This window comes from Streptomyces sp. NPDC005706 (genome assembly GCF_040631045.1).
Lineage (GTDB): Bacteria > Actinomycetota > Actinomycetes > Streptomycetales > Streptomycetaceae > Streptomyces.
In genome coordinates this window covers 1-16,976 of the sequence record NZ_JBEXYS010000056.1, presented here as the reverse complement: position 1 = coordinate 16,976, position 16,976 = coordinate 1, and the positions used below count along the sequence as shown (strand labels likewise).

Here is a 16,976-nt window from a genome sequence, read left to right as displayed (position 1 = left end):
GCTACGAGCGCAAAGCCGAGCACTTCCTCGCCTTCACCAGCATCGCCTGCACCCTCATCTGCTACCGCAGGCTCACCAAATGAGATGGCCTCTAAGACGCCCCGGGGGCCCGCGCCGGGGCGCCGGTCTGGCCCACGGGCACACCCGCGCGCTCCCGCCACGGGATCCAGGTGGCCGACAGGGTGACGATCAGGGCCGACGCCGCGACCGTGGCCATGCCGAGGGTCAGGCCCGCGGCTCCCGCGACGAAGCCGATCAGGGCGGGGCCGGCCAGCAGGCCCGTCGTTCCCATCGCGGCGACCAGGGACAGCGCGTCCGGGCCGCGTTCGGCGGCGGCCACGTACACGCACGGGGTCACCGCGGCGGCGCCCAGGCCGACACAGGCGAAGCCGAGCAGGGTGGGCACCACCCCGCCGGCCGGCAGGGCGAGGGCCAGGCCGAGACCGGCCACCGCGCTGCCGGTGCGCACCACGCGGGCGTCGCCCCAGCGGTCGCGCCAGTGGTCCGCGCGCACCCGGGCCAGCAGCATCATGGCCGAGACGACGGCGATACCCATCGGGGCGACGGCGGACGAGGCCCTGACGACGTCCTTCAGATAGAGCGTGGACCAGTCGTTCATGGCGCCCTCGGTGATGGTGCCGAACGCCATGGCGCAGCCCATGAGCAGGGTCTTCCCGGAGGGCGCGGCCAGGCGTGACCGCTTCTTCGGGGTCCCGGGGCCGGGGTCCGTGTGCGGCAGCAGGCCCCGGCGCCCGGCGGCGAGCAGCAGGAGCAGAAGCGCCGCCGCCACCGCGAAGTGGGCCGGTACGGACGGGGTGACGGCGGTGACGCCGGAGGCGAGGAGCGCGGCGGCGAGCAGGCCCGCGCTGAACGTGGCGTGCAGCTGGGACATGGCGGTACGGCCGTGGGCCGCCTCCAGGGCCGCGCCCTGCGCGTTCATCGCGACGTTCAGGCAGCCCACGGCGACACCGTCGGCGCCGACGACCAGCAGGGCCAGCGGGTAGTCCGGCACCACCGAGAGGGCGGCGAGCAGCGCGGTGAGGCACAGGGCGGAGGCGAGGGACAGGCGCCGGGAGCCGAACCTGCGCATCAGGTGGGCGACCAGCGGGAAGGAGGCCGCCGCGCCCGCGCCGCAGGCCATCAGCAGCAGACCCACCTCGCCGGCACCCAGGTCCAGCCGTGCCTTGAGCGCGGGCAGCCGGGCGGCCCAGGTGGCGTACTGCAGGCCGAGGAAGCAGAACAGCGCGGCGATGGACCACTTGGCGCGGCGGAAGCCGGCGTCCCCCATCAGCCGGCCCTCCGGTGCTCGGAGGTCACCCGCGCGGACATGTACACCGCGTCGCCGCCGTAGCCGGCGGGAAGCCGGGCCCCGGGGTGCGGCCGGTAGCCGTTGGCCCGCCAGAAGGGCTCCTTGCCGGCGAGAGCGATCAGCGACATCGTGCGGTAGCCGCGCGCGCCCGCCGCGTGGGTCAGGTGGCGCACCAGGCGGCTGCCCAGTCCCCTGCGCCGCAGGGGCGCGCCGATCACGAGGTCGTGCAGGTGGAGGTTGGGCGACCGGTGGGCGACGCGCTCCGGCCGGGTCAGGTCCGGGTAGCGGAACATCGGGTAGGGCAGGGCCAGTACGTAGCCCGCGAGGCGGCCGTCGAGGTCCAGCACGAAGCAGGTGCCCGCCGTGGCGCGGGAGCGCAGGCCGGCCTCGCCCTCGGTGAACGGGGTGTCCGCGTACGCCCCGGCCTCCAGGGCCGCGACCTGGGGCCAGTCGGCCTCGGTGATGCCGCGTATCAGGTCTGTCATGTCAGTGTTGTCCTTCCGGACCGCGTGTGCAGACGCACGGCAGCGGGCGGATGCCGTTGAAGCCCCGGGTGGTGTAACTGGTGGCGTAGGCGCCGGCGGAGAGGATCCAGACCGGGTCGCCGGAGGCCGCGGCGCGGGGGACGCGCACCGGGTGCCGGCCGCCGCCGTAGGCGTCGTCGCTGTCACAGGTGGGGCCCGCGACGACGGCGGGTACGCGGCCCCCGTCCGGATGGGTGGGGAAGTACAGCCGGTGGCTCACCTGGTCCATCTCGTACAGGCCGTTGAACCGGCCCACGCTGAGGTAGAGCCAGCGGGCGTGGCCGCCGTCCGGCCGGCTCCGCCCGGTCAGGCGGTAGACGTGCGCGCGGACGGCGCCGTGGTCGGCGACGAGGTGCCGCCCGGGTTCCATGACGAGGCCGAGCGGGCCCGCGGTGAGCCCGCCGAGGCGCTCCATGCCCTCGCGGATCACGGTGAACATCTTGTCCAGGGGCGGGTCGAGGGGGTCGCCGTGCCGGTCGAGGTAGCCGAGCGCGGGAAGTCCGCCGCCGAGGTTGACGTGGTCCGGTGCGATCCCCAGCCCGTCCAGCGTCACCAGCACCTCGGCGAGCAGGTCCACGGCCTGCTGCCAGGCCTCGCCGGTCATCTGCTGGGAGCCGACGTGCACGGAGAGACCGGCCGGGGTGAGTCCGGACGCGCGGGCGGTGGTGAGGATGCGCACGGCGTCCCCGGCGGAGCAGCCGAACTTGCGGTTCAGGCCCCACAGGGCGCCGTCGCCGCTGGTGGCGAGGCGGCAGAACACCCTGGCGCCGGGCGCGTGTTCGGCGATGGCCAGAACGTCCTGGAGGCTGTCGGTGGCGAAGGTGCGGACGCCCAGCCGGTGGGCCTCGGCGATGTCCGCGTCGGACTTCACGGTGTTGCCGTAGTGCACACGGCCGGCGGGGACCGAGGTGCGCAGGGCCTGCCGGATCTCGGCGGGGCTCGCCGCGTCGAAGCCGGCGCCCCGGTCCGCCAGGCACCGCAGCACCTCGTCGACGGGGCAGGCCTTCAGGGCGAAGCGGACCTGGACACCGGGCAGTTCGGCGCGCAGCCGGTCGAGCTGGTCCTCGATGCCGACGAGGTCGTAGACGATGCGGTCCGCCGGGGCCTCGGCCAGCGCGGCGGCCAGCCGCGGGCCGGGTTTCACGGTGCCCCGCTTCCGGGTGCGGTGTCGCGGGCCGCGTCGACCAGCGCGGGCCAGGCCTCGGTGAGCAGGGCGAAGTCGTCCATGTCCCGGCGGGCCCGGTCCAGCAGTTCCGCGCGCCGGTGCGTGAGCCGCTCGGCGAACTCCTCGTAGCGGCCGCCGAGTTTGCGGTAGGCGGTGTCGATCCGGTCCAGGCGCCACACGTTCTCGGTACGGTCCAGGGCGGTGCTCTCGCGCAGGAACGCGACGACCGGTTCGGCCCGCACGCGCTGCCGGTCGTCCAGGAGGGCGGCGCCCGCCGCGGTCATGCGGTCGTAGACGTGGTGGAAGTGGAGCATCGAGAGCAGGAACTTCACGAAGCGGGTCTGGTACGCGTGGAAGCCCGCGTCGGTGCGGCGTTCGGGGGTGTGGAAGTTCTCGATGTGCCGGTTGTGCAGGACGCCGGGGAGCGTGGCGTCGTGGACCAGGTGGGTGAGGAAGTAGTCGCTGCCGATGGTGTCGGTGGCCGGGGGCAGCGGGATCCGCTCGTACACGTCGTGGTGGAGGGCGATGTTGCACATGTCCACCCGCATCGGGTCCACCAGGGTCAGGGTGGAGTGGTCGCCGGTGAAGGGGGTGGTGCCCGCTCCCGTGAAGGACTCCTCCACCAGCCGGTGCCTGGCCTCCGGGTCGCAGCCGGCGGGCGCCCACAGGCCGACGACGTCGTGGTAGATCCCCTCGTCGAGGCGCCGTATCTCGCCGACGTCGACGGAGAGTTCGCCGATGAAGGAGGCTCCGGCCAGGGACACCGGGCGGCCGGTGTGGGCCGGGTCGAGGTCGGTGACGGTGACGTGGGCCGAGGCGTCGGCGGCCCGCAGGCCGAGCGCGGGCAGTTCGTGGTGGACGGGGAAGACCTTCTCCCCGTGCCGGAGCTGGTAGGTGCTGTCGGAGTCCCTGCGGTGCACCGACCGGCAGCCGAGGGCGGCGGCCAGCAGGAAGGCGCGGTCGGTGCAGGAGCCGTAGGAGACCGGGGCGGGGAGCAGGAGGTCGAGCACGCGGCCGGGTTCGGGCAGGCCGGCGCGCCGGATCGCGCGGCGCAGGAAGCCGGCCTGCGCCTCCTCCCCGAGGTGGTGCACGGTGACCCCGGCCGTGGTCGGGAGCTGCGCGACCACGCGGGCGTGCGCGGCCCGGGTGCGGTCGTCGCAGGAGTCGAGGATCAGCAGCTGGACGTCGGCGCCGAAGTGTCCTGCCGCGTAGGCCGCTTCCTCGTGGATGGCGCGGATGGTGGCGGGGCAGGCCCGGTTGGTGGGCAGGCAGAGGCAGACGCGGTTCACCGGTCCCCCTCCACGTCGGACCAGGAGTCCAGGCCGAGCACCTTGCGCCCGAGCGCGTCGAGTTCGGCGGGGCCGTACCGCAGGGCCTCCGGCCGGCGGGCGTCGCCGAGCAGCGTCGTGTTCCAGTCGGGGGTGCGAAGCGTGCGCCAGGACTCGACGCGGGACCGGCGCAGCTCCGTGTGCTCCTCCAGGGCGGGCATCATCGACAGGTACTGGACGGCCCGCAGGCCGCGCTCGGAGCGGTTGGGTGCCACGCCGTGCGCCAGCAGCCCGTTGAAGATGAGCAGGTCGCCGGCCTGGAGGTCGGGCCGGACCACCGGGAACTCGGCGCGGTCGACGGCCGGGCGGACCGGGTCGCGGCCGGCCGGCTGGGCGAGGCGCCACTCCTCGAAGCGGCGGAACAGCTCGGGGGCGCACTGGAAGCCGCCGAGTTCGGGGCGGGTGTCGGTGAGCGCGATGATGCCCTGGACCCGCTGCGGCAGTACCGCGAGGGTGGTGTCGACGTCCCAGTGCAGTTCGATGTCGAAGCCCTCGTCGGTGGCTTCGATCAGGGAGCGGGAACGGGTGCCCACGTTGGGCGGGTTGAGGTTGAGCCGGTCGAGGGTGACCCACAGCTCCTCGCAGTCCCAGACGTCCACGAAGGCGTCGTACACGCGGCGGGTCTGCCGGCTGTCCCAGAGGAGCTGGTGGTGGTAGGCCTCGACGAAGCCGTAGACGAACAGGTGCCGGTCGAGTTCGGAGCGGAACTCCGGTTCCTCGTACCAGGTCTCGGGGCGGTCGGGGTCGAGGCCCTGGAAGTCGAGGGCGAGGTCGAGCAGGCCCTTGGCCTCGCCGGGGGTGATGGCCTCCCGGACGACGACGTAGCCGTAGGTCTGCCAGAAGGCGAAGTCCTCCTCGGACAGCACCCGCAGGGGCCGGGACTTCTCCAGGTCGCGCAGCGGGGCCGGGGCGAGGTAGGTCTCGCCGTCCGCGCTGAAGTAGGGGCGGCCGGAGGCCGCTCGGTGGAGGTAGGGGGTGGTGGGCTGGTGCATGCCGTCACTCCGTGGTGATCGAACAGAAGCGCCTTCCCAAGCTGGACTAGACCAATTGAAGGTGTCAACGACTACCGGCCGGTACCCCGGCAAAGTGCCGCCCGACTGCCGCTGTACTGCCGCCGCCCGGACATGAGGAAGGCCGGCACCGGGCCCCGGTGAGGGGCTCGGTGCCGGCCCTGGTGACGGCTCCGGCGCGGCTGCTCAGCCCGCGACGACGGCCTCCGCCGCCGCCACGCCGCAGACACGGGCGGCGCCATGGGTGGCGATGTGCGCGGCACCGCGCGGCGCGGCCTGCGGTACGCCCATCTCGACCACGACGGTGTCCGCGCGGGCGGCGAGCAGGGCGTCGAGGGCGGAGCCCATCCAGCCGTGCCGGTGCTCGTCGCGGACCACGGCGACGACCCGCCGGCCGGCCGCCGCCGCGAGGGCATCGCGGCCCGCTTCGGGCCCGGTGAACGAGCCTGCCGTGCTGCCCGGCAGCAGCCGTGTCAGCTCGGCGGCCACGCCCCACGGCGTCTCGTCGCCGACGGCGATGTTCGGCGCCGGGTCGAACCGGGCCACGTACACCGGTTCCGTGACCGGCGCGGCGGCGGCGCCGCGGTTCACGGTCAGCGCGCGGCGGGCCGCGACCAGGCCGATCTCCGGTTCGGGCACGACGGTCCCGGCGTCCTTCCGGGCCGCGGCCGTCCAGCGCGCCAGCTCCCGCACCCGCGAGGCCGCGTCGGCCAGCCGCTCCTCCGGCAGTTCGCCGGAGCGCACGGCGGCCACCAGCGCGTCGCGCAGGTTCAGCACGGTGGCCTCGTCGCACAGGCCGCCGCCCACGCAGATCGCGTCCGCGCCCGCCGCGATCGCGAGGACCACCCCGTGCTCCAGGCCGTACGTCCCGGAGATGGCGCGCATCTCCATGCCGTCCGTGACGATCAGGCCCTGGTAGCCGAGTTCGCCGCGCAGCAGGTCGGTGAGGACGCGGCGGGAGAGGGTGCCGGGACGGTCGGGGTCGAGGGCCGGGACCAGGATGTGCGCGCTCATCACGGCCCGGCTGCCGGCCGCGATCGCGGCGCGGAACGGGGGCAGTTCTCGCGCGTACAGCGTCTCGGCGTCCACGTCGATGCGCGGCACCGCGTGGTGGGAGTCGACGTTGGTGTCGCCGTGCCCGGGGAAGTGCTTGGTGCACGCGGCGACGCCGGTGGACTGCAGGCCCTCGACCCAGGCGGCGGTGTGCCGGGCCACCAGTGCGGTGTCCGCGCCGAAGGCCCGCACGCCGATGACCGGGTTGTCGGGGTTGGCGTTGACGTCGGCGGACGGCGCCCAGTCGAAGTTGACGCCGCACGCGGCCAGGCGCCGGCCCAGCTCGCGCGCCACGCCCCGGGTGAGGCCCGGGTCGTCGACGGCGCCGAGCGCGTGGTTGCCGGGGAAGGACGAGCCGGTGCGCACGTCCAGGCGGGTGACGTCCCCGCTCTCCTCGTCGATGGCCACCAGCAGGTCGTCGCGCTCCGCGCGCAGCTGCGCGGTCAGCGCGGTGACCTGCTCCTCGGTGACGACGTTGCGGCCGAACAGGGCGACGGAGGCGAGGCCCTCGCCGAGCCGGCGGCGCACCCAGTCCGGGGCGGTGGTGCCGTCGAACCCCGGCTGCAGCACCGCGAGCGCGTCCCGGGTGAGGGTGCCGGGCCCAGTGGTGAGTGTGGTCATCGGGGGCGTCATCCCTTCACGGCGCCGTCGGTGAGACCGCTGACAGCCTTGCGTTGCAGGAAGATGAACAGGATCAGGATGGGCAGCGCGAACAGGGACGAGGCTGCCATCGTGGCGCCCCAGTCGTCACCGAAGGCGGTCTGGAACTGGGACAGCCACAGCGGCAGGGTCTGCTTCTCGATGTCCTTGTTGAGGATCAGGACCAGCGGGAACTCGTTCCAGGCGGTGATGAAGCCGAACAGCGAGGTGGCCATCAGACCGGGGGCGAGCAGCGGGAAGATCACCCGGACGAAGGCCTGGGTACGGGTGCAGCCGTCGACCATCGCGGACTCCTCCAGCTCCTTCGGCACGGCGGCCACGTAGCCGCGCAGCGTCAGGATGGTCAGCGGCAGCACCATGATCGCGTAGAAGACGGTGAGCGGGACCAGGCTGTCGAGCATGTCGTTGTCGCGGACCAGCATGTAGATGGCGATGACCATGACCTCCCAGGGCGCCATCTGCGCCAGCATGAAGGTCACGATGAAGCCGCGCCGGCCCCTGAACCGCATCCGGGCGAGCGCGAAGGCGGCGAACAGGGCGATGACGAGCGAGAGCAGCACCGCGCTGACCGTGACGGTGACGGAGTTGAGGACCAGGGTCCAGAAGTGGTCGGCGTCCACGGCCTTGGAGAAGTGGCCGGCCGTGATGTTCGTCGGGAACCACACCGGGTTCTCGGAGATGATGTCGCCGGTCGGTTTGAAGGCCGTCGCGAACATCCAGTAGACGGGGAACACGAAGCCGGCGAAGAGGACGACGGCGGTCGCGTTGGGCCAGATACGGCCGAAGACCGAGCGCTTCACAGCTCGTCCTCCTCTTGCTTGAGCACCATGCGCAGGTAGTACGAGGTGATGACGAGCAGCACCAGGATGGTCAGGAAGGAGATCGCCGCGCCGACTCCGAAGTGCTGGTTGCCGACGCCCTCGACGAAGGCGTAGATCGGCAGGGTCTCGGTCAGGTGGTCGGGGCCGCCCTCGTTGATCGCGAAGATCTGCGGGAACGCCTTGAACACCCAGATGACCTCGAGGAACGTCGTGGCGTAGAGGAACGGCCTGAGGAAGGGAAAGGTCACCGAGGTGAAGCTCTTCCACGCGCCGGCGCCGTCCAGGGACGCGGCCTCGTACAGCTCCCTGGGGATCGTGGTGGTGGCCGCGTACAGGTTGATCGCCACGAACGGGATCGACTGCCAGACGATCAGCAGCGTGATCACGGAGAAGGTGGAGAACTGGGAGCCGAACCAGTTGTAGTCGGCCATGGAGTGCCAGCCGAGCTTGTCCAGCACCCAGTTGACGACGCCGTAGCGCTGGGCGAACAGCCACTGGTAGACGGTGGTGGCCGCGATGACGGGCATGGCCCAGGCGAGCACCAGGCCCAGCAGGAGCAGCAGCCGCATCTTCTTGCCGAGCCGGGCCAGCAGCAGCCCGGTCAGGGTGCCGAACAGCATGATCAGCACGACGTTGACCGCCGTGAAGGCCACCGACCGTTCGACGACGTGCCAGAAGTCCGAACCGGACAGAACCTCTTTGTAGTTGTCGCCGCCGTTCCACTCGGTGAGGTGCTGGATGAGCTGCCGCGGGTTGAGGTTCTGGAACGACAGCATGCCGTTCTTCACCAGCGGCCAGCCGAGCAGGATCAGTGTGGCCAGCAGCGCGGGCAGCAGGAGCAGATAGGGAGCCGCGGCACCGCGGCGGGCGGAGGGGCCGGAGCCGCCGTCCTCACCCGTCGGCGGCGCCGGCACCCGGGCCTTGTGGACAGCGGGCTCCCCGGCCGTGTCCGTGCCTTCGGTCTGCACTGACATGAGTTGCCATCTCTTCCGTGACCGTACGGGCTGTGTGGGCTGTACGGGCGTTACGGGCGGTACGGACGACTGAGCCGGGGGCGTCCGCCGACGCCCCCGGCGCGGGTCGTCAGTTCTGCTGGGCCAGGCGCTTGTTGATCTCGCCCTCGACCTGCTTGGCGGCGGCCGCCGGGGACTTACCGTTCAGCACCGCGGTCATGTAGGACTTGATCGGGTTGGGGGTGTTCTCCACCGCGGCCCACTCGGGGATCAGCGGGGTGGTGCCGCCGGCCGCGGCGCCGGGAGCGGCGGCCTCGGCGGCGCCGTTGCCCTTGAGGTTGCTCTCCAGCGACTCCTTGTTCGGGATGACGCCGTTGAGCTTGGCGAGCTGGCCCTCGTACTGGTCGGACAGGGCGATCTTCAGGAACTCCTTGGCCAGGGCCTGCTTCTTGCTGCCCTGGGCGACGGCGAGGTTGGAGCCGCCGAGGAAGACGCCCTCGGGCTTGTCGGCGCTCTCGCCCGGGATGGTGAAGTAGCCGAGGTCCTTCTCGATGGCCTTGTTGGCCTGGATCGCCGTGCCGGCCTCCCAGCCCATGCCGATGAAGGCACCGGTCTTGCCCTTGGCGAAGATCGCGGCCTGCTGCGGGGTGGCCTCGTCCTTGTCCTTGGGGGCCTTGGAGTACCCGGCGTACTTCTTGTACAGCTCCATGGCCGCGGAGACCTTCGGGTCGCCGAGGTTGGAGACGTACTTGTCGCCCTGCTTCTTCACCAGGTCGGCGCCCTGGCCGATGGTCAGGCCGTCGAAGAAGTACCAGTTCTGGCCGGGCAGGTAGAGCGGCTCGGCGTCGGTCTTCTTGCCGATGGCGTCCAGGTCCTTGAAGAACTCGTCCCGGGTCTTCGGGGTGTCCTTGATGCCGGCCTTGGCCCAGATCTTCTTGTTGTAGATGACGACGCGGTTGGCGAAGTACCAGGGAGCGGCGTACTGCTTGCCGTCGAAGACGGAGGACTGGGAGACGGACGGGGTCCAGTCCGAGCCGATCTCCTGCTTCAGGTCGCTCAGTTCGGCGAGACCGCCGGTGGCGGCGTAGGCCGGGGTCTGGGTGTTGCCGACCTCGATGACGTCCGGCGGGGTGGACTCGGAGAGGGCGGTGGTGATCTTCTGCTGGATCCCGTCCCACTTCTGGATCTCGAACTTCAGCTTGGCGCCGGTCTTCTTCTCGAAGGCGGCCTGCACGTCCTTGGACCACTGCGGCGGCGCCGAGCCGTCCATCGTCCAGACCGTCAGGGTCTGGCCCTTGAAGCTGTCCGGTCCCGCGTTCTTGCCCGTGTCCTTGTCGTCGTCGCCGCCACACGCCGAGACGGAGACCATCATGCCCGCGATCACGATCGCGGCAGCAAGCTTGCGCTTCACGCCACCCTCCTCAGGGATGCCACTAATCCCCCCACGCCCTCGGCGGTGACCTGCGTTCGACGCTGTTGCACGTAGGGCTCGGGACCTGGTCACTAATGGTGTAGACCAGTACGGTGGAGCTTGGCCTAGACCTTTTTGAGTGTCAAGGGTGGTTCGGAAAGGCGTTCCGGCCGTTACGAGAAAGTCACCGGAGCGCATCCGCCCCCTCCCCTCCCGGCGCGTCCGCTGGACTAGACCTGTCACACCAGTTGGACTAGACCATAGGGCAGTTGGTCGCTATAACGGGAGCCCCCACACCCACAGCCGGGAAGGCAGGCATGGCCACCGACGTCAGCAGCGCCCAGCACCCCACGGGGGCGCCCGGCCGCATCGCGCGCGTGCCGAAGTACTACCGGATCAAGCAGCAGGTGCTGGAGATGACGCAGGCGCTCGCGCCCGGCTCGGCGATGCCCGCGGAGCGCCTGCTCGCCGTCCGGCTCGGCACCTCGCGCACCACCGTCCGGCAGGCGCTGCAGGAACTGGTCGGCGAGGGCCGGCTCGACCGCATCCAGGGCAAGGGCACCTTCGTCGCCCAGCCCAAGCTGTACCGGACCCTCCAGCTCACCTCGCACACCGAGGACATGCACGCCCAGGGCCTGGAGCCCGCCTCACAGGTGCTGGACATCGGCGAGGTGCCCGCGGACGCCCGGCTCTCGGTCCTCCTCGGCATCGACGCCGGCGAGCGCGTCCTGCGCATCGAGCGGCTGCGGCTGGCCAGCGGCGACCCGATGGCCATCGAGACGACGCATCTGTCCGTACGGCGCTTCCCCGGGCTGCGGCGCTCGCTGACCACGTACCCCTCGCTCTACACGGCCCTGGCCGAGGTGTACGGCGTGCACCTGGCGGAGGCCGACGAGACCATCGAGACCTCGCTGTCGACACCCCGCGAGGCCCATCTCCTCGCCACCGACGTGGGCCTGCCGATGCTGCTGCTGTCCCGGCACTCGCGGGACGCCGAGGGCACTCCGGTGGAGTGGGTGCGCTCGGTGTACCGGGGTTCGCGCTACAAGTTCGTCGCCGCGCTGCGCCGGCCGCTGAGCGGGCCGCCGGCCGGGCCGGCCGTGGTGTCCGTCCGGGAGAACGGGTGACGTTCCCGCCCCCTGACAGGGCCGGGCCGCACCCCCCGGGGCCCGGTCCGAGTCTCGCCGTGGCGCTGGTGCGGGCACGGGAGGCGGCCTGTCTCACCCAGGACGAGCTGGCGGTGCGGTCGGGGCTGAGCGTGCGCGCCATACGGAACCTGGAGACCGGGCACACCGCCCGGCCGCGCAGGCAGTCGCTGGTGCTGCTGGCCGAGGCGCTCGGGCTGGCGCCCGCCGAGGCGCGGCGGCTGTTACGGCTGCCCCGGGGCGGCGAGCGGCCGGCCGGCGCCGGCGCTCCACCGGGTTCCGCCGCGCCGGCCGAACTGCCCCCGGCGCCCCGGCACCGCCTCGCCGGACGGGAGGGGCTCGCGGACACGCTGGCGGCGGGCCTGCCCGGCCGGGACGGGCCCGCCGTGGTCGTCGGGCCGCCGGGCGCCGGGAAGACCGCCCTGGTGCTGCGCACCGCGCACACGGCGCGCGACCAGTTCCCGGACGGCCAGGTCTACGTCGACCTGCACCCCACCTCCTGCCTCCCCTTCACCTCCGACCAGCTGGTGCACCGCGTCCTGCGGTCCCTCGGCCGGAGCGCCGGCGTCCGCGGCCCCGAGGAGGCGCGGGCCCGGCTGCGGGACGCGCTCAGCGGACGGCGGGTGCTGGTGGTGCTCGACAACGTGGTCACCGAGGCGCAGGTGCGTCCACTGCTCGTGGACGGCGGGCGCAGCGCCGTCCTGGTCGCCGCGCGCCGTGAACTGCCCGCCCTGCCGGGGTGGCCGGCCCACCGGATCGGCGCGCTCGGCCGGCCGGATGCCTGCCTGGTGCTGGAGGACCTGGCGGGTGCGGCCCGGGTCCGGACCGACCGGCCGGCCGTGCTGGACATCGTGCGGTACTGCGGCGGACTGCCGCTCGCCCTGCACCTCGCCGGGCTGTGGCTGTCGGCCCGGCCGCGCCGGTCGCCGCGCGACCTGGCCGACCGGCTGGCTGACGAGCGGGACCGGCTGGCCACGCTGGCCGTCGGCGACCTGTCCCTGCGGGCGAGCGTGGCCGCCTACCACCGGCCCCTGCCGCCCCCGCTGAAGGCCTCCCTGCACCAACTCCGCGATGTGAGCGACGACTTCGGTGTCGAGGAGATGCTGGCCCGGGTGACCCCGTCCCGGCGGCTCGCCGTGGACCTGCTGGAGGAACTCCTGCACCGCCAGATGATCCGGGCCGGCGAGCCGGACCGGGCCGGCCGGGTCCGCTACCGGCTGCACGAGGCGGTGCGCCTGTACGTGGCGCACGGTGCGTGAGACGGCTCAGTCCAGGAACGCCGTCTCTATCCAGCGGCGTACCGCCCGCGGGCGCATCCGGTGCAGCCCGCCGACCGTGTCGGCGACCTCGTGCGAGCCGCCCACCGACAGGAACTTCTCCCGCACCAGTCCGGCGTGGTCCGCCCGGGTCTGAGGACCGGCGGCGCCGACCGGGATCAGCCGGGTGCGGGAGACCGTACGGCCGTCCGTCAGCCGTACGGTGACCCGGGCGCCGGTGGCCTTGGTGGACCGGGAGAAGTCCCGGTCGTCGGCCTGCAGCGCCCCGACCAGGTCGACCAGTTCCTCCCCGCCGAAACCGCGCAGCCAGGGCACGGCCGACTCCCCCGCCTCGCGCACCGCCTCGCCGAACGGCGCGTCGGACAGGAACAGTTCACGGGTCATCTCGGTGTCGTGCTCCAGCCGGATCCGCTTGGCGAGCGCCCAGCGGTCGGGGTCGTCCACGGCGGGCGAGGAGAAGTCGTCCACCGAGAACTCGCCGGTGAGCAGGGTGGTGGCCACCGGGTAGGGCACGTCCAGGACCAGCGCGCCCAGCGGGGAGCCGGGGCCGGTGACGTAGCGGGCGGCCCGCTCCCCCGCGAACAGCGTGTACAGCGAGGCCTCGACGACCACCTCGGCCACGTCCCGGGGCCTGAGCGCGCCGAGTTCCCGGTGGATCTCGGTCGCGCAGTCCACCGCCGCGTCGATACCGGGGCCACCGGGGTGCATCTTGAACGAGAGGGTGTCGGTGTGCCAGCGGCGGCCCAGCCCCTTCGCCACCGCCTGCGGCAGCGGCACGGTGGCGAACCGGGCCAGGAAGCCGTCGCTGTGCTCCATGATGTCCGGCGCGCCGCGCAGCCCGGCATACGCCGCGTCGCAGGCGTCCATCGCGGTGCGTACCGGGGTGAAGGTGTTGAACAGACGGGCGTCGCTGGCCAGGAAGGCGCGCATCAGAGGCCAGTTGGGCATGGCGAAGGCCAGCCCGAAGGCGTTCTCGAAGAGGCTCGCGGAGGCCCGGTCGCTGTGCAGCCGTCCCGCCACCGCGCCGGCCAGATGGGTGTGGACGGCGCTCTGTCCGCGCAGCGGGCCGAGGGTCGCGGAGGCGGTGATGCGGGCCGCGCACTCGTTGGCCGCGACCACCGCGGTGAGCAGCGAGAGCCCGTCGAGCCCGCGGGCGTAGGCGAAGGCGAGCGGGACCGCGACCGTGGAGTTCGACAGGTGCCCGGCGTAGGCGGTGTCGTCCAGGTTGAGCCAGGAGCCCAGCGCGGCGAACACGCCGGCCGCCTGCCGGGGGTCGCGCTGCATGGGGTGCCCGAAGGCGGCCACCAGCTTTCTGCCGAGGGGGTGCTGGAGACCGGCCCGGATGGAGGCGATCTGCGACAGCACCTGGCTCGCGGCGAGCTTGAGCACCCGGCACGGGATGTGCTGCGGGCGCAAGGACGCGGCCCAGTGCGACAGTTCCCGCAAGGGGGTGTCGGCCGGTGCGCGACCGGGGGCGGCGCGGGGCAGGGTGTGTGCCTGCTCGGCCCAGTCGGCGCACAGGGCCTGGGCCACGCTCTCCCCGAGGACAGCGGTCATGAGGCGGCTACCTTCCTTGCCGTGCGTGCGTCGGCGGTGTGCGCACGAACGCGGGAGCACCGGCGGTCCCGGTGCTCCCGCGCTGGGTGCGTGATCAGGCGGCCGGGACCTTGTCCAGGAAGCCGTAGACGCCCTGGATCTTGCCCTGGTCGTTGGTGACGAGGACGTCGAAGCCGATGGCGATCGGCTCGGCGCCCGGCTCGGTCACCAGGCCCCACTGGAAGCGGGCCTGGTTGTGGTGGGCGTCGACGGTGCCGTGCAGTTCGAAGGTGAGGCCCTTGAACTGGTCGCGGGCGCCGGCCACCACGGCCCCGAAGCCCTCGTGGCCCTCGACCGCGGCGAGCGGGTCGATGTACGGGGCGTCGGCGGTGAACAGCTCGGCGATGGCCGCGGCGCGCTTGTCGGCGTCCGCCTCGTTCCAGATGTCGAGGTAGCGGGAGACGGTGGTGGTCAGGTCGCTCATGCGGGCGTTCTCCTCTGTGTCTTGCTTACTTGTGATTCCGGCAGGTGGCTTGGTACGGGCTTCAGGGGGCGGCGGGGGCCCAGACCGGGAGGGCTCCGGGGAGCACCTCGAAGGTGGCCGAGCCGCCGATGCCGTTCTGGTACTCGCCGTCGTGCTCCAGCGGCAGCCGGTGGCCGTCGGTGCGCTCGACGGTGATCCGGCGGCCGCGCGCGTACACGGTCGCCGGGTGGTCCATGTGCGCCGCGTCCAGCGTCAGTGCGGGCACGTCGGCCGCGGGGACCTCCCCGCCGATGACGCAGACGTCGAGCAGTCCGTCGTCGAGCAGCGAGTCGGGCAGCACCCTGAACCGGCCGCCGCGGTAGGGGCCGCCGCCGACGTTGGCGAGGACCGTGGGGCCCTCGTGCACCACCCGGCCGTCGACGGTGACCCGGCCCGGATAGGGCGCGTAGCCGTCGGCCGTGTCGGCGAAGGCGCGGGCGTAGCGCTCCCGCCCGGTCAGCGGCAGCTCCCGGGCGGTGATCAGCGCGTCGGCGATCACGCCCGAACAGGCGCCCAGGTAGACGTAGTTGCGGGTCTCGGCGAGGCGGGCCAGGTCGAGCCGGCGCAGGCGGGCGCTGCCGCCGATGCCGGAGTCGGTCAGGACCGCCTTCAGCGACTCGGTCCAGGGGCGGTCGCCCCACAGCATCTTGTAGCCGGAGTTCCCGGTGCCGCCGGGCACGACGGCCAGGGTCGCCCGGCCGGCCACGGGGACGAGCCCCTGGACGACCTCGCGGACCGTGCCGTCGCCGCCGATGGCGACGACCAGGTCGGGCGCGCCGTCCTTGCGCTCCAGCGCCCGGCGCACCGCGCCGGTCGCGTCGCCCGGCGCGCTGGTCAGGTGGACGTCGGCGCGGTCCAGGCAGGACTCACACAGCTCCGCGACCTGGCGGACCAGTTCGGGACTGTGACTGCCGGAGGCCGGGTTTGCCACGATCAGGGCCCGGGTCGGCCCCGGGGCTGCGGTGTCTGCCATGACGAGCGTTCTCCTCACGTCGGACGCGCCGGTGGACCGGCACGGCAACGATGGGGGGTGTCCCCGCCACGGGCGGACGCGGGCCACGGATGCGGCCCCGGCCCGGGCGAGGAGGAGCGTGCGACAGGGACGACTCTGCCAAGTGCCGCTGACCCGCCTCTGACACCCGCCTGACGCCATAAAGCGGGTCGCCCGGAATGATCAGTAACGTGTCAGGATGCCCGGTTCGAATGGGCGGGCGGGCGCCCCGGCGGCCCGTGGACCGTCGGGGCACCGTTTCCGTGCACATTCCATCGACCGGAGTGAGATCTCATGACCGCACAGACGTACGTTCCGCTGCCCATGGGCCGCTGTACCTCGGAACTCCGCCGGGAGGCGGCCCGCTTCGCGGACGCCGCCCGGGACCTCGCGCTGACGGAGCCGGTTCCGACCTGTCCCGGATGGAACCTGGGTGACCTGGTGCGGCACTTACGCCAGGGCCACGAGTGGGCGACGACCATCCTGGCCACCCGGAGCACCGAGTTCGTCCTGCCGGGCGGCGACCCCGTCGGCGCCGGCGCCGACACGAGCTGGACCGAGCGGGTGGCCGGGCTCGTGACGCGGGAGGCCGCGCAGGACAGCCGGCTGCTGGAGCCCGGGCCGCGGGCGCGCTTCGTCACCGAGGGCGCGGACCGGCTGGTCGAGACGATCGAGGGGATCGGCCCCGAGGTGCCCGTCTGGGCACCGCACGGCAAGCAGAACAAGGAGTTCTGGCCGCGCTGGGCGATGTACGAGACGACCGTGCACCGGGCCGACGTGGACCTGCTGTCGGGCCGTCCCTTCGAGCTGGCCACGGACGTCGCCCTGGACTGCGTGGACTTCTGCGTGGTCGCCTTCGGCGTGCCCGAGGCCCGGCCGTTCCACTCCCCCCTGTTCGCCGAGGTGCCGCGCGGCGGTGAGACGCTGAGCTTCCGCTCGGCCGTGGCCGCTCCGGGCCGGGTCTCGAACTGGCTGGTCACCTGCGCCCCGGACGGTGTGCGGGTCACCCGGGACGCCCCGGCCGGCACCCCGGCCGACGCCACCGTGGTCGCCTCGCCCTCGGACCTGCTGCTCGTGGTCAAGGGGCGGTTGCGGCCGCGGGGCCCGCGCGTGACGGTGTCGGGCGACCGCGAGCTGCTGGACTTCTGGCTGGAGCACGCCGTCTCCTGACCGCCCGGCATGGAAGAGGGCGAGCACGCGGCCGCGTGCTCGCCCGCCTCCGATAGATCGCGAGAGGAAACCGGTTAAAAAACGAGCAACCCTTACCAGA

General features: G+C 72.8%; 15 protein-coding genes. 3 read left to right on the top strand and 12 right to left on the bottom strand.

Annotation, left to right across the window (positions count from 1 at the left end):
• Positions 1 to 91 precede the first annotated feature (91 nt).
• From ABZ478_RS38630 to ABZ478_RS38590, 9 genes are all read right to left on the bottom strand, one after another.
• On the bottom strand, positions 92 to 1,288 hold the full coding sequence (locus tag ABZ478_RS38630; RefSeq protein ID WP_359557425.1) for an MFS transporter: 1,197 nt from the start codon (positions 1,286 to 1,288) through the stop codon (positions 92 to 94).
• The gene (locus ABZ478_RS38625) at positions 1,288 to 1,794 is read right to left on the bottom strand and encodes a GNAT family N-acetyltransferase (RefSeq protein ID WP_359557424.1); all 507 of its coding nucleotides are present in this window, start codon (positions 1,792 to 1,794) and stop codon (positions 1,288 to 1,290) included. Before ABZ478_RS38625 ends, ABZ478_RS38630 begins: the two co-directional genes overlap by 1 nt.
• A 1-nt stretch (position 1,795) precedes the next feature.
• A complete protein-coding gene (locus tag ABZ478_RS38620) occupies positions 1,796 to 2,977 on the bottom strand; it encodes a type III PLP-dependent enzyme (RefSeq protein ID WP_359557423.1) in 1,182 nt (393 codons plus the stop codon).
• On the bottom strand, positions 2,974 to 4,287 hold the full coding sequence (locus tag ABZ478_RS38615) for a DUF6271 family protein (protein WP_359557422.1): 1,314 nt from the start codon (positions 4,285 to 4,287) through the stop codon (positions 2,974 to 2,976). Before ABZ478_RS38615 ends, ABZ478_RS38620 begins: the two co-directional genes overlap by 4 nt.
• The gene (locus tag ABZ478_RS38610; protein WP_359557421.1) at positions 4,284 to 5,318 is read right to left on the bottom strand and encodes a phytanoyl-CoA dioxygenase family protein; all 1,035 of its coding nucleotides are present in this window, start codon (positions 5,316 to 5,318) and stop codon (positions 4,284 to 4,286) included. The genes ABZ478_RS38615 and ABZ478_RS38610 overlap by 4 nt, the downstream gene beginning before the upstream one ends.
• A gap of 204 nt (positions 5,319 to 5,522) precedes the next feature.
• Positions 5,523 to 7,010, bottom strand: coding sequence for a glycoside hydrolase family 3 protein (locus ABZ478_RS38605; RefSeq protein WP_359557419.1), 1,488 nt, complete (start codon positions 7,008 to 7,010; stop codon positions 5,523 to 5,525).
• Positions 7,011 to 7,018: 8 nt separating this feature from the next.
• A complete protein-coding gene (locus ABZ478_RS38600; RefSeq protein WP_359557418.1) occupies positions 7,019 to 7,849 on the bottom strand; it encodes a carbohydrate ABC transporter permease in 831 nt (276 codons plus the stop codon).
• Positions 7,846 to 8,844 carry a sugar ABC transporter permease gene (locus tag ABZ478_RS38595; protein WP_359557416.1) on the bottom strand — a complete coding sequence of 333 codons (999 nt, stop codon included), beginning with the start codon at positions 8,842 to 8,844 and terminating at the stop codon, positions 7,846 to 7,848. Before ABZ478_RS38595 ends, ABZ478_RS38600 begins: the two co-directional genes overlap by 4 nt.
• Positions 8,845 to 8,953: 109 nt before the next feature.
• On the bottom strand, positions 8,954 to 10,234 hold the full coding sequence (locus tag ABZ478_RS38590) for an extracellular solute-binding protein (protein WP_359557415.1): 1,281 nt from the start codon (positions 10,232 to 10,234) through the stop codon (positions 8,954 to 8,956).
• 317 nt (positions 10,235 to 10,551) lie between these two features.
• Between ABZ478_RS38590 and ABZ478_RS38585 the strand changes: the two genes are divergently transcribed.
• Both ABZ478_RS38585 and ABZ478_RS38580 read left to right on the top strand, forming a co-directional pair.
• Entirely contained in the window at positions 10,552 to 11,361 is an 810-nt protein-coding gene (locus tag ABZ478_RS38585; protein ID WP_359557413.1) for a GntR family transcriptional regulator, read from the top strand.
• Between the two features lie 59 nt (positions 11,362 to 11,420).
• Complete coding sequence (locus tag ABZ478_RS38580; RefSeq protein WP_359557412.1) at positions 11,421 to 12,638, top strand: NB-ARC domain-containing protein; 1,218 nt, start codon at positions 11,421 to 11,423, stop codon at positions 12,636 to 12,638.
• Between the two features lie 6 nt (positions 12,639 to 12,644).
• On the opposite strand, the gene ABZ478_RS38575 is transcribed toward ABZ478_RS38580, so the two are convergent.
• The 3 genes from ABZ478_RS38575 to ABZ478_RS38565 form a co-directional block, all read right to left on the bottom strand.
• Positions 12,645 to 14,213: an MmgE/PrpD family protein gene (locus ABZ478_RS38575; RefSeq protein ID WP_359557411.1), complete on the bottom strand. Its 1,569-nt coding sequence runs from the start codon at positions 14,211 to 14,213 to the stop codon at positions 12,645 to 12,647.
• A 94-nt stretch (positions 14,214 to 14,307) separates the two neighbouring features.
• A complete protein-coding gene (locus tag ABZ478_RS38570) occupies positions 14,308 to 14,676 on the bottom strand; it encodes a nuclear transport factor 2 family protein (RefSeq protein ID WP_351666716.1) in 369 nt (122 codons plus the stop codon).
• A gap of 61 nt (positions 14,677 to 14,737) precedes the next feature.
• Positions 14,738 to 15,688: a diacylglycerol kinase family protein gene (locus ABZ478_RS38565; protein ID WP_359557410.1), complete on the bottom strand. Its 951-nt coding sequence runs from the start codon at positions 15,686 to 15,688 to the stop codon at positions 14,738 to 14,740.
• Positions 15,689 to 16,000: 312 nt separating this feature from the next.
• On the opposite strand from ABZ478_RS38565, the gene ABZ478_RS38560 reads away from it, so the two are divergent.
• Complete coding sequence (locus tag ABZ478_RS38560; RefSeq protein WP_359557408.1) at positions 16,001 to 16,876, top strand: maleylpyruvate isomerase N-terminal domain-containing protein; 876 nt, start codon at positions 16,001 to 16,003, stop codon at positions 16,874 to 16,876.
• Positions 16,877 to 16,976 lie beyond the last annotated feature (100 nt).